The organism is Bacillus sp. F2HM, assembly GCF_019266135.1.
Classification (GTDB): Bacteria; Bacillota; Bacilli; order Bacillales; family Bacillaceae; genus Bacillus; species Bacillus safensis.
Map to the genome: position 1 here is coordinate 93,058 of NZ_LRMO01000019.1, position 13,356 is coordinate 106,413.

Sequence of the window (13,356 nt, forward strand, 5' to 3'; positions counted from 1 at the left end):
AATTTACTAAATACTTCTTGATTTCGTCATAGCGATGTAATAATATACAAATAATTCTTTTTATTTTAAAAAGACGGAATATTCAGGTTCAATTCTATTGATCTATGGAGAAAGGGGCGAATGAATGAGCACGCTGCTTGAAGTGCAAAACTTAAAAACATATTTTTTTCGAAAAAAGGAACCGATACCTGCTGTGGATGGCGTTGACTTCAGCATCAACAGAGGAGAAACTGTCGCATTAGTCGGTGAGTCTGGGTCTGGCAAAAGCATTACGTCCTTATCCATTATGGGTCTGATTCATGGAACGGGTGGGAAAATTATGGATGGTTCCATCAAACTTGATGGAAAGGACCTTGTTACATATAGTGAAAAGGAATTATGCAGCATCCGCGGTAATGATGTATCTATGATCTTTCAGGAACCCATGACCTCACTTAATCCCGTCTTAACCATCGGAGAACAAATAACAGAGATCCTCATCTATCACAAAAAACTTTCAAAAAAAGAAGCGGTCAAAAAAGCGGTTGATCTGCTGAAGCTTGTTGGTTTTTCCCGCCCGGAGCAAATCATGAAAGATTATCCGCATCGTTTATCAGGCGGCATGCGGCAAAGAGTGATGATTGCCATAGCGCTAAGCTGTGATCCGAAGCTTCTCATTGCAGATGAACCGACAACTGCCCTGGATGTGACCATTCAAGCACAGGTACTCACTTTAATGAAAGATTTATGCTCTACCTTTGGTACATCTATTCTTCTTATCACACATGATTTAGGTGTCGTGTCTGAAGTGGCAGATCGAGTGATTGTCATGTACTGCGGACAGGTTGTTGAAAATGGGACTGTCGAAGAGTTGTTTGAACAGCCGCTTCATCCTTACACAGAAGGGCTTCTTGAATCGATTCCTGTCATTGACGGAGACATACAGCCGTTAACAGCCATCAAAGGGAATGTTCCTGCGCCAGATCAGCTTCCAGCCGGCTGCCGCTTTGCTCCTAGATGTCCGCAAGTGAAGGAACGCTGCCTGGGAGAACTGCCTAAGCTGAGAACATTTGAAAATGGCAGAAGCGTCAGATGTTTCTTATATGAGGAGGCAGACAACACATGACACTTGCTCAAAATCAAACACAAATAACAGACTTACCAGAGAAAGAAACGATCCTTGAACTGAAACAGATTCGAAAACATTTTCCGATTAAAGCGGGCGTCTTTCAAAAGAAAGTCGGTGCAGTGAAAGCTGTTGACGGCATAGACTTGAAGATTTATAAAGGTGAAACGTTAGGTATTGTCGGGGAGTCAGGATGCGGGAAATCCACACTAGGCCGGACAATGATTCGCCTATACGAACCAACTGACGGTCAAATCTTTTTTAAAGGGCAAGACATCATGCGCGTATCAGAATCAAAGCTAAGACAATCTACACGAAAAAACATCCAAATGGTTTTTCAAGATCCCTTTGCATCACTCAACCCTAGAAAAACACTTCGAAGCATCATCAAAGAACCCTACAAAACACATCACTTATATTCCTTAAAAGAAAGAAATGAAAAAGTAGAACAGCTTTTATCAAAGGTAGGTCTTCATCCAAGCTTTGCGAACCGCTATCCCCATGAATTTTCAGGCGGACAGAGGCAGCGAATCGGCATCGCTCGTGCCCTTGCCATGAATCCCGACATGATCATTGCAGATGAGCCTGTATCAGCACTTGATGTATCCATTCAGGCGCAGGTTATTAATCTGATGGAGGAGCTTCAGGAGGAATTTGACCTTACCTATCTATTTATCTCTCACGATTTAAGTGTGGTCAGGCATATTAGCGATAGAGTCGGTGTCATGTATCTCGGCAAAATGATGGAGCTTGCTGATAAGCATAGTCTGTACGATGACCCGCTCCATCCGTATACACAGGCTCTGCTTTCTTCCGTTCCTGTCACCCGTAAAAAAGGGCAGACGAAAAGAGAACGCATTATGCTCCAAGGCGATTTGCCGAATCCTGCAAATCCGCCAAAAGGCTGCGTATTTCACACAAGATGCCCGCACGCGAAAGAAATCTGTAAAGAAAAAGTACCAGCATTTCAGGAATTAAAAACGAACCACTTTGTTGCCTGCCACCTCTACAACGCTTGATCAAGCTTGTATGATCTCATCTTTGAGAGGGGGGATGAAACAGGATTCGGTCATTATTTTTAAAAAAGAATAGGGGGAATTGTCTATGAAAGTTAGAAATAGAAAGTCCATTTTGATCAGTTTACTGCTGATTTTTACATTAATCCTTGCTGCTTGTTCTGGTGGAAATAAAACGTCTGGAGATAGTGGAAAGAAATCCACAGGTAAACCTGTACAAGGCGGCGATCTTGTCATCGGTTCAATTGCAGAGCCAACATTATTTAACTCGCTGTATTCTACAGATGTGGCAAGCTCTGATATTGAGGAAAGAATCTACAGCTTCTTACTTCAAACAGACGGAAAGCTCAACCCTCAGCTATCGCTGGCAGAGGATATTAAAGAATCTGATGACGGCAAGCAGTTTGATGTCACCATTAAAAAAGGTGTGAAGTTTCATGATGGTGAAGAACTGACTGCTGATGATGTTGTGTTTACATACAGCATTCCAATCAATAAGGATTACAACGGGGAGCGCGGATCAGGCTTTGAAGTTTTAGAGTCTGTTAAAAAGACAGGGGACTACTCGATCGAATTCAAGCTCAATAAAAAAGATCCTTATTTTTATAATGTCACACTAGGAAGCTATGGTATTTTACCTAAGCATATTTTAGGTGATGTGCCTATAAAAGATCTCGGTGAAAACGAATTTAACCGAAAAAAACCAATCGGTTCTGGTCCATTTAAATTTGCAGAATGGAAAGAAGGAGACTACGTCAAACTAGAAGCCTTTGACGATTATTGGGATGGACGTCCTTACCTTGATACTGTCACAATTAAAACCATTCCTGATCAGAATGCAGCGATTGCCCAGCTGTCAGCAGGAGATATTGATTTCTTTGCTGTACCAGGCTCCGAGCTGCAAACAGCTGAAAAAGTGAGCAACATTAAAATTGAATCTGATCTAGGACTCAATTATTCATACATTGGCTGGAACCAGAAAAATGAACTCTTTAAAAGTAAAAAGGTCCGCCAAGCGCTGACACATGCTATTGATCGTCAAACGATTGTTGACCAAGTGCTAGATGGAGACGGCAAAGTAGCCAACATTCCAGAAAGTCCGCTGTCCTGGAACTATCCAAAGGATGAAAGTGTGCCAGTGTTTGAATTTGATCAAGAAAAAGCGAAAAAGATGCTGAAAGAAGAGGGCTGGGAGGATACAGATGGAGACGGCTATCTTGATAAAGATGGCAAGAAATTCTCCTTTGTCATAAAGACCAACCAAGGAAATAAAGTTCGTGAAGATATCGCTGTCGTTGTCCAGCAGCAGCTCAAAGAAATCGGTGTGGAAGCGAAGCCGCAAATTGTGGAATTCAGTGCACTCATTGAGCAGACGACACCGCCTAAGTGGGATTATGATGCACTGCTGCTCGGCTGGAGCCTTGCGACATTCCCTGATCAATTCAGCATATTCCACTCAAGCCAGTCAGAAAAAGGCTTAAATAACATCTGGTATAAAAATAAAGAGGTCGATAAGCTGTTAGTTGATGCTAAAAACTTAAGCGATCGAAAAGATTATTCAAAGGCATATGAAAAAATTTATAAACTGATCGCAGAGGATCAGCCGTACACGTTCCTTTACTATGCTAACTCACATCGTGCTATGCCATCTAATCTCCAAGGCTACTCTTACCACCCGAAAGATGAATATTACAAAATCGAAAAATGGTGGCTTGAACAGTAGGCTGATAGTGAAGAAGGGGGGGATTCTCCCCTTTCACCGTGAAAACAATCCCTTGCATTCGGTGTCAGTTCTCTGCGTGGGTGCTAAAAAGATCACTTCGTTCGCTCCGCATCAGCATGAGGATTCAAGGGTTTTCATATCACGCTGAAAAGCAGACAAAGGGCTAAAATAACATCATTTTGGCCTTTTTTTTCACAGAATGGCGATCCGATGAAAAAGGAGTTGTGCATATGGTTACATATATCATTAGAAGGACATTGCTCTCGATTCCCATTTTATTAGGGATTACCATTTTGTCCTTTGCCATTATGAAAGCAGCACCAGGCGATCCGATGTCACTCATGATGGACCCTACCATTAGTGCGGCAGACCGGGAAGCCTTTATTGATAAGTACGGCTTGAACGATCCTGAATATGTGCAATATATGAAATGGCTTGGCAATATGCTTCAAGGTGACTTTGGCACATCCATTGTCAAAAAGGGAACACCCGTGGCTGATTTGATTTTTGCCCGGCTGCCAAATACCCTCATCCTCATGATCTTTTCTACATTAGTTGCCCTGCTGATCGCCATTCCATTTGGTGTTCTTTCAGCAAAACGTCCATACACAAAGCTTGACTATGGCATTACGGTTACATCTTTTATCGGACTGGCTATTCCAAACTTTTGGTTTGGTCTCATCCTTATTATGGTTTTATCCGTGAACCTAGGTTGGTTTCCAACTGGCGGAGTCTCTACCTTGAATGCCGATTTTAATGTGTTTGACCGGCTCCATCACATCATTTTACCAGCCTTTGTTTTAGCAACGGCTGACATGGCAGGGCTGACCAGGTACACAAGGTCAAGTATGCTTGATGTCATGAGGCAGGATTATATTCGCACAGCAAGAGCGAAAGGCTTTAGAGAAAACAAAGTCATTTTTAAACATGGTTTAAGAAACGGTCTTATGCCTGTCATAACGATTTTCGGATTAATGATACCATCCTTTATTGGCGGCGCAGTCGTGGTGGAACAAATATTCACCTGGCCAGGACTTGGAAAGCTGTTCATTGATTCTGCCTTTTCGAGAGATTATCCGGTCATTATGGCGATGACCGTTATTTCCGCAGTGCTTGTGGTGGTTGGAAATTTAATAGCGGATATTTTATATGCGATTGTTGATCCGCGTATTGAATATTAGAAGGGAGCTGAAGCACAATTGGCACAGCCTAATATGGGAACACCTCCTGTTGATATCAAATTAAAGGAGGGCCTTCAACCAAAGCCAGAGACGATGCTGCGTTTATTTTGTGAGAAATTTTTTAAAAATAAATTGGCGGTTGCCGGCTCCGTGATCTTATTGGTCATTATCTTTTCAGCCATTTTCGCTCCAGTGATCGCTCCATATACACCAGAACAGCAAGATTTATTGAAGCGGCTCCAGCCGCCAAGTGCTGAGCATTTTATGGGCACTGACAAGTTTGGCCGCGATATTTTCTCAAGGGTGCTATATGGCGCGCGGGTCTCTTTATTGGTTGGTTTCGTCTCAGTGGTCGGTGCAATCACCATTGGCACTGTCGTTGGCGCGGTCGCGGGGTATTTCAAAGGGTTTGTTGATTCTTTGTTAATGAGGTTTGTCGATGTCGTGTTGTCGATTCCAGACATTTTTCTTTTGATCACGCTTGTCACCATTTTCAAACCGGGCATTGATAAATTGATTTTAATCTTTGCTTTGACAGGCTGGACAACAACCGCAAGGCTTATCCGCAGTGAATTCTTATCACTTCGAACAAGAGAGTTCGTCCTCGCGGCGAGAACCATTGGAACGAAAAATCATGTCATCATCTTTTCGCATATTTTACCGAACTGTATTGGTCCTATTATTGTATCAGCTACATTAAAAGTAGGCTCCGTCATTTTAGCTGAATCAACGCTCAGCTACCTTGGCTTTGGTATTCAGCCGCCAACTGCAAGCTGGGGCAACATGCTGCAAGATGCACAAAATTTCTCGATTATGGTGCAAGCTTGGTGGTACCCGCTTTTCCCAGGTTTATTCATTTTGCTGACTGTTTTATGCTTTAATTTTTTAGGAGATGGGCTGAGAGATGCACTTGATCCTAAAAAGCTGAAATAAAGTTTAAAGGGGCTCTGCGTTTCCTGAACGAAAGAAAGACATGAAGCTCATCATTCTCAGCTTGAAGTTTTGATAAAGTTGGAATAATTTCTCTATCCCTTGCCCATACTGTGGACAACAGTTTTTATAAAGTGAGGGATTGGTTATGTTATTTCTTCATGACGTATGGGTGAATTGGTTTGAAGGGGAAGAAAATGGCTACAATGTGTGTCATTTTCATGAGTGGCGTAAGGAGGACAGCGTTGAACTGTTAGATCAAGTGCCTTTACTTAAGGTGCAGAGCCCTTTGTTTGATTACATAGAGAATGATCTATCAGAGCTGCCGAAGACACTGCTAGAGTCTGTATTTGAGAAATCCTATATTCGAAAAAATCATGAACGCCGTAAATTAGAGTATTGCTTTGTGGTCACAGACGGCATTCGAATTATTGCTGTAGATACGATTGGGTATTCCATACCTGTGAGAAAAAGCCGCTTGATCCCAAGGCAGGAGCAATTGGTGTATGAAATGGTGAAAGATGTGAAGGCAGAGGAATATGAATTTTCTAAGGACAGCCTTGAATCGACAAAAGAGTATCACATTCTATCACTGCCGCCGCAGCATATCAGCGGATTAACGAGAAAAGAAAGACAGCTGAAACAGCTGATGTTTATGGCGCTCGATCAATTAAAAGGGCTCAAAAACAGGGCGGAGATTGCGTATTGGTATACGGAATGGAACCCGCGGATGTACAACCAAATCAAACGAATGTCTTTCGAAGAGATTTGGAACATGCTTTACAATGAAACGATTGATGGGTGGTCAGAGAATCATTTAGCCTTCTGTGAAAAAATGATTAAAGGACAGCCTTTTTTCGAAAAGCTTTGGGAAATGGAAAACGAATCAAAAGTAAACTAGAAAAAGCTTGCAGCGAGTCGTGCTGCAAGCTTTTTTTATTTGCGTTTTCTGCCAAGACCCATCGCATTCTCCATTTTTTTCAGCATTTTGTTTGCTGCGCGGTTTGCTTTTTCAGCACCTTCGTCTAGAATACGGTCAAGCTCGTCTGATTCAATGAGTTCATGGTATCGATCTTGAATTGGTTTTAAAGCATCAATGACAACGTTCGCAAGATCTCCTTTAAACTCACCATATCCTTTGCCTTCGTACTTTTGCTCCAGCTCTGCAATCGATATGTTGCCTAATACAGAATAAATCGTCAGCAAGTTGGCAATTCCAGGTTTGTTCTCTTTGTCATACCTCACGATGCCTTCTGAATCCGTCACAGCACTTTTAATTTTCTTTTCAAGTTGCTTTGGTTCATCTAATAAGGTAATGAAGGATTTTTGGTTCGGATCGGATTTGCTCATTTTTTTCGTTGGATCTGTTAAAGACATAATCCGAGCGCCTTCTTTTGGGATTTTCACTTCAGGCACAGTGAAGATATCATTGTACTTTCGGTTAAAGCGTTCAGCAAGCGTTCTAGTCAATTCAAGGTGCTGCTTTTGGTCTTCTCCAACAGGGACTAAATCAGTACCATATAATAAAATATCGCCAGCCATTAATGGGGGATACGTTAATAGGCCTGAAACAACTGCTTCCTTACCAGCGGATTTGTCCTTAAATTGGGTCATTCTTTCTAATTCCCCAATATAAGCAACACATTGCAGCATCCATCCTGCCTGGGCGTGAGCAGGTACCTCTGATTGGATAAACAATGTCGCTTTCTCTGGATCAAGTCCAACAGCTAAATAAAGAGCTGCTAAGCTTCTAATATTTTGGCGGAGAGCTAATCGGTCCTGACTCACTGTAATCGCATGTTGATCCACGACACAAAAATAGCCATTATAGTCATGCTGCAAATCGACAAATTGCTTCATTGCTCCAATATAGTTCCCTAACGTGACAGAACCGCTCGGCTGAATACCTGAAAAAATTGTCTTCTTTGTCATACTAAAACCTCTTTTCTTCAATATAAAAAGGCCCACCCATCACTTTTCAACAGAAAAGGGACGAATGAACCGTGGTACCACCCTTGTTATTTCACATAGAAATCACTCAAGACGTTGATAACGGAGACTGCTCCGTCTAAGCCTACTCACTTTTTTAGAAGTGTTCGGTTAGCTGCTCCAAAGCCCATTCCATACATGCCATTATCTGCTCACACCGGCCGCAGACTCTCTGTAAATGGTGAATATATGTACTCTTCTTTTTCATCGCAACAATATGTCTATCTATTATAAAGGATGACCATGAAAAAGTCACGAAGCCTTTATGTGACCTTCTCATCATGCCTATTGACACTTAAAATTTTAGATAAAATACCAAATAACTGTCAGAATTTTTTAAAAAAGGATGATTAATTATATGTATAAAACATTATTCCTGCTGAATTTGTTAAATTATTTTAATCAATTTACGCTTTAATTTGTTGAAGTGATTGAGACTTTAGTTTATAAAAATCCCTCTTTATCCCCATTTACGTTTTTAAAAAATATATGAAATTGATATTGCAATAAATTATTCTATTCATTATAATGAATTTGTTCACACGTTTGTGCTAGGCTCTTTACATAGTGAAAATTCAGAAAAAACAAAAGAAATAGAAAGTAAGCTATTTAGGGACTTTTTTACGCTATTTCTTAAATCTGAATCTCATCTTCTATCGAGACCTTTGAACTAAAAACATATTATAAGGGGGAATACAGTTGAAAAAGCGTTGGTCTGTTGTTACTTTAATGCTTATTTTCACACTTGTATTAAGCGCTTGTGGTTTCAGCGGAAACAAATCAGGCGACAGCACGAGCAGTTCTGGAGAGGCTAAAACAACATTAAATGTGAATATCTCCACTGAGCCTTTTTCTTTACATCCGGGATTGGCAAATGATTCAACTTCAGGTAGTGTCATCCGTCAGACTTTTGAAGGGTTAACAAGAATTAACGCTGAAGGAAAGCCAGAAAATGCAATGGCTTCTGATATCAAAACAAGTGCTGATGGTAAAACTTATACATTCACACTTCGTGATGCAAAATGGTCTAATGGTGACCCTGTAAAAGCAGAAGATTTTGAATATGCTTGGAAATGGGCATTAGATCCTAAAAATGAATCTCAATATGCTTACCAGCTTTACTATATTAAAGGTGCTGAAGCAGCAAACAAAGGGAAAGCGAAAGTTGCTGATGTTGGCATTAAAGCTAAAGACGACAAAACGCTTGTAGTTGAGCTAGAGAACCCAACACCGTTCTTTACTGAACTAACTGCATTCTATACTTATATGCCAGTCAACAAAAAAGTGGCTGAAAAGAATAAAAACTGGTACACAAATGCTGGTGAAAACTACGTATCTAACGGACCATTCGTTCTTTCTAAATGGAAACATGGCGGTTCTATCACGCTTGAAAAGAACAATGAATACTGGGATAAAGATACTGTGAAATTGAAAAAAATCAACATGTCTATGATCAAAGATACAAACACTGAACTTAGCATGTTCAAAAAAGGCGAGCTTGACTGGGCTGGTTCTCCAACTGGAAGCCTTCCAACTGAGTCTTTAAAAACATTGAAAAAAGAAGGCGGTCTGAAAATTCAAACGATCGCTGGTATCTATAACTACAAATTCAACACAGAAGTAAAACCTTTAAACAATGCAAACATCCGTAAGGCCCTTGCATACTCAATCAACCGTCAAGCGATCGTTGACAAAATTACGCAAGGTGAACAAGTTCCAGCAATGGCAATCGTTCCACCAACAATGGAAGGATTCACAGATAACAAAACTGGCTACTTCAAAGATCATGATGTAGATACAGCTAAAAAGCTTCTTGAAAAAGGTGCGAAAGAATTAGGTTATAAGTCTGTTTCTGATCTTCCAACATTGAAACTTTCTTACAACACAGATGAGGGCCACCAAAAGATTGCACAAGCAATTCAAGAAATGTGGAAAAAAGATTTAGGTGTGAAAGTTGAACTTGATAACTCTGAGTGGAACGTATACATCGACAAAATCCACAGCGGAGACTACCAAATCGGACGTATGGGCTGGTTAGGTGACTTCAACGATCCAGTGAACTTCCTTGAGCTTTACAAAGATAAAGACGGTGGAAACAACGACACTGGATGGGAAAGCAAAGAGTACAAACAATTGTTGAATGATTCTGCAAAAGAAACAGATAAAACGAAGCGTGAAGAAATGCTGAAAAAAGCAGAAGAAATCATCATCAACGATATGCCTGTAGCACCAATTTACTTCTACACTCAGCTTTGGGTACAAGATCCAAAACTTAAAGGTGTAGTTGTATCTGGACTAGGTGATGTTCAATACAAATGGGCACATTTCGAAAAGTAAGAGTAATAGTGTAAGAGATCTACGGCAAGGATCTTAAGGTATATGGAGGATGTCTCTCCATATACCTTTCTTGCTGATTAGAGAAATTGTTGTAAAATCATGGAGGTGCAATTCCGTTGCTTAAATATATCGGTAAGCGATTAATATATATTTTAATCACACTGTTTGTTATTGTAACTGCAACTTTCTTTCTCATGCAGGCAGCACCTGGTGGTCCATTCTCTGGTGAGAAGAAACTTCCTGCTGAAATTGAAGCAAACCTAAACGAGCACTACGGATTGGACAAGCCCTTATTTGTTCAATATGTAAGCTACCTAGGTTCAGTTGCAACATTAGATTTTGGTCCCTCATTTAAATATAAAGGACAAACCGTAAATGACTTAATCAGTTCTGGATTCCCCGTTTCCTTTACCCTCGGAATTGAGGCAATTCTCCTCGCATTAGCATTTGGTGTATTGTTTGGGGTCCTTGCAGCGCTCTATCATAACAAGTGGCAAGACTATACGATTGCCATTTTAACGATCTTTGGAATTTCAGTTCCAAGTTTCATTTTAGCGGCGCTACTACAATATGTATTTGCATCTGAGGCAAGTATTATAGCGATCTTCCCAGTTGCAGGATGGGAGTCTTGGGCAAGCACCGTACTACCTTCTATTGCACTTTCCTTCATGCCAATGGCATTTATCGCTAGACTTGCACGGTCAAGTATGCTTGAAGTACTAAATAGTGACTACATTAGAACGGCTAGAGCAAAAGGCTTAACAAAATCTGCTGTGACGATCAAACACGCCATCCGAAACGCATTGTTACCTGTTATCACATACATGGGACCAATGGCTGCTTCAGTTTTAACAGGTAGTTTTGTCGTTGAGAAGATTTTTGGTATCCCTGGATTAGGCTCTCACTTTGTCACAAGCATTACAAACCGTGATTACACCGTCATCATGGGTGTTACAGTCTTCTACAGTATTATTCTATTAATCAGTATTCTAGTCGTTGACGTCCTCTACGGTATTATCGATCCTAGAATTAAACTGACGAAGGCGAAGAAAGGGGTCTAACACATGGAAGAGATGAGAAAAGATTTATTTGTGCCTGCGACAGCTGACGCAGCAGAATCTGAAAAAATTTCTAAACCTAGTCTATCTTTATGGAAGGATGCCATGCTTCGCTTCCGTGCCAATAAACTTGCAATGGTTGGACTTACAATCATTTTTATTATTGTGATGCTGGCCATCTTTGTTCCGATGTTTTCTAAATATGATTACTCCACGACCGATTTGCTGAATGCTGACCAGCCGCCTTCAAAAGAGCACTGGTTTGGTACAGATGATTTAGGACGTGACATGTTTGTCCGTACATGGGTCGGGGCAAGAATTTCGATCTTCATCGGTCTTGCTGCAGCGGTCCTTGACGTGATCATCGGTATTATCTGGGGAAGTATTGCTGCGTTCAAAGGCGGCCGTACAGATGAAGTGATGATGCGTATCGCAGACGTTTTATGGGCAATTCCAACACTATTAATGGTTATCTTAATGATGGTTGTTCTGCCAAAAGGATTATTAACGATTATCCTCGCCATGACAGTCGTAGGCTGGATTAACATGGCACGTATTGTTCGGGGACAGGTTTTACAATTAAAGAGTCAAGAATACGTTCTTGCAGCACAAACATTAGGTGCGAAAACATCTAGACTTTTATTTAAACACTTAATTCCAAACTCAATGGGACCAATTCTTGTGACGATGACATTAACGATTCCTTCTGCTATCTTCACAGAGGCATTCCTAAGCTACCTAGGGCTTGGTGTACCGGCTCCGTTAGCGAGCTGGGGAACAATGGCGTCTGACGGAATTCCGGCCATGACGTACTACCCTTGGAGATTATGGTTCCCAGCCGCATTTATCTGTATTACAATGTTTGGTTTTAACGTGGTTGGAGACGGACTAAGAGACGCTTTAGATCCGAAGTTGCGTAAATAAGGAGTGATTAGGATGGAACGTGAACGTATTCTAGAGGTGAAAGACCTTGCAATCTCATTTAAAACATATGGTGGAGAGGTTCAAGCCATTCGTGGTGTGAACTTCCACTTAAATAAAGGCGAGACACTTGCTATTGTAGGTGAATCTGGCTCTGGTAAAAGTGTGACATCACAAGCGATCATGAGATTAATTCCGATGCCGCCGGGTTATTTCAAGCGCGGACAGATCCTGTTTGATGGCCAAGATATTGTCAAGAAAACTGAGAAACAAATGCAAACCATTCGAGGAAAAGATATCTCAATGATCTTCCAAGATCCGATGACGTCTTTGAATCCAACGATGAAAGTCGGGAAACAAATTACAGAAGTGCTATTCAAGCATGAACAAATTTCAAAAGAAGCGGCTGAAAAAAGAGCCATTGAACTATTGGAGCTCGTTGGAATTCCAATGCCTGAAAAAAGAATTAAACAATATCCGCACGAATTTAGTGGCGGGATGAGACAAAGGGTTGTCATCGCCATGGCGCTTGCAGCAGATCCAAAGTTGCTGATTGCCGATGAGCCAACGACTGCACTTGATGTAACAATTCAAGCACAAATTTTAGAATTAATGAAAGAAATTCAGCAAAAGGTTGACACTTCGATTATCTTTATTACGCATGATCTAGGTGTTGTTGCCAACGTCGCTGATCGTGTAGCTGTTATGTATGCAGGACAGATTGTGGAGACAGGGACTGTCGATGAAATTTTCTACAATCCTAAGCATCCGTATACATGGGGACTTTTAGCATCCATGCCGAGTCTTGACACAGATGGCGGAGATGAAGGAAAGCTGACTGCCATTCCAGGAACACCGCCAGATCTGACAAACCCGCCGAAAGGAGATGCATTTGCACTCCGCAGCGATTATGCAATGAAAATTGACTTTGAACAAGAACCGCCAATGTTCAAAGTATCAGATACGCATTATGTGAAATCATGGCTACTTCATCCGAATGCACCTAAAGTTGAACCGCCTGCTTCTGTAAAGGCGAGAATGCGTGAACTAGAAGGTAGCTACGAAAAACCTGTATTAGTAAAAGAGGGTGAATAGC

Annotated in this window: 11 protein-coding genes and 1 other annotated feature; of the genes, 10 read left to right on the forward strand and 1 reads right to left on the reverse strand. The window is 41.1% G+C overall.

The genetic code is table 11. From position 1 onward, the window contains the following. The first annotated feature begins 124 nt into the window (after positions 1-124). The 6 genes from AWT60_RS12750 to AWT60_RS12775 all read left to right on the forward strand — a co-directional run bounded on the left by AWT60_RS12750 (position 125) and on the right by AWT60_RS12775 (position 6,856). On the forward strand, positions 125-1,105 hold the full coding sequence (locus tag AWT60_RS12750) for an ABC transporter ATP-binding protein (protein ID WP_076840858.1): 981 nt from the start codon (positions 125-127) through the stop codon (positions 1,103-1,105). Next, complete coding sequence (locus AWT60_RS12755; protein ID WP_218677329.1) at positions 1,102-2,124, forward strand: ABC transporter ATP-binding protein; 1,023 nt, start codon at positions 1,102-1,104, stop codon at positions 2,122-2,124. Before AWT60_RS12750 ends, AWT60_RS12755 begins: the two co-directional genes overlap by 4 nt. 85 nt (positions 2,125-2,209) lie before the next feature. After that, the gene (locus AWT60_RS12760) at positions 2,210-3,844 is read left to right on the forward strand and encodes a peptide-binding protein (protein ID WP_076840860.1); all 1,635 of its coding nucleotides are present in this window, start codon (positions 2,210-2,212) and stop codon (positions 3,842-3,844) included. A gap of 230 nt (positions 3,845-4,074) precedes the next feature. Further along, the gene (locus AWT60_RS12765; RefSeq protein WP_034621771.1) at positions 4,075-5,025 is read left to right on the forward strand and encodes an ABC transporter permease; all 951 of its coding nucleotides are present in this window, start codon (positions 4,075-4,077) and stop codon (positions 5,023-5,025) included. A 33-nt stretch (positions 5,026-5,058) separates the two neighbouring features. Further along, positions 5,059-5,958: an oligopeptide ABC transporter permease gene (opp4C, locus tag AWT60_RS12770; RefSeq protein ID WP_080769567.1), complete on the forward strand. Its 900-nt coding sequence runs from the start codon at positions 5,059-5,061 to the stop codon at positions 5,956-5,958. A gap of 145 nt (positions 5,959-6,103) precedes the next feature. Continuing rightward, positions 6,104-6,856, forward strand: coding sequence for a YjbA family protein (locus AWT60_RS12775; protein WP_024426484.1), 753 nt, complete (start codon positions 6,104-6,106; stop codon positions 6,854-6,856). 35 nt (positions 6,857-6,891) lie between these two features. Here AWT60_RS12775 and trpS read toward each other — a convergent pair whose 3' ends face one another. Continuing rightward, positions 6,892-7,887, reverse strand: a complete 996-nt coding sequence (trpS, locus tag AWT60_RS12780) for a tryptophan--tRNA ligase (RefSeq protein WP_218677330.1) — start codon at positions 7,885-7,887, stop codon at positions 6,892-6,894. Between the two features lie 53 nt (positions 7,888-7,940). Then, positions 7,941-8,161, reverse strand: a binding site (T-box leader). 482 nt (positions 8,162-8,643) lie between these two features. Here trpS and AWT60_RS12785 point away from each other — a divergent pair. The 4 genes from AWT60_RS12785 (at position 8,644) to AWT60_RS12800 (ending at position 13,355) form a co-directional block, all read left to right on the forward strand. Then, positions 8,644-10,281, forward strand: a complete 1,638-nt coding sequence (locus AWT60_RS12785; protein WP_024425045.1) for a peptide ABC transporter substrate-binding protein — start codon at positions 8,644-8,646, stop codon at positions 10,279-10,281. 116 nt (positions 10,282-10,397) lie between these two features. Beyond that, positions 10,398-11,342, forward strand: coding sequence for an ABC transporter permease (locus AWT60_RS12790; protein ID WP_024426481.1), 945 nt, complete (start codon positions 10,398-10,400; stop codon positions 11,340-11,342). Positions 11,343-11,345: 3 nt separating this feature from the next. Next, positions 11,346-12,263, forward strand: coding sequence for an ABC transporter permease (locus AWT60_RS12795; RefSeq protein ID WP_024425043.1), 918 nt, complete (start codon positions 11,346-11,348; stop codon positions 12,261-12,263). 12 nt (positions 12,264-12,275) lie between these two features. Next, positions 12,276-13,355: an ABC transporter ATP-binding protein gene (locus AWT60_RS12800; protein WP_024425042.1), complete on the forward strand. Its 1,080-nt coding sequence runs from the start codon at positions 12,276-12,278 to the stop codon at positions 13,353-13,355. The last annotated feature ends 1 nt before the right edge of the window (position 13,356 follow it).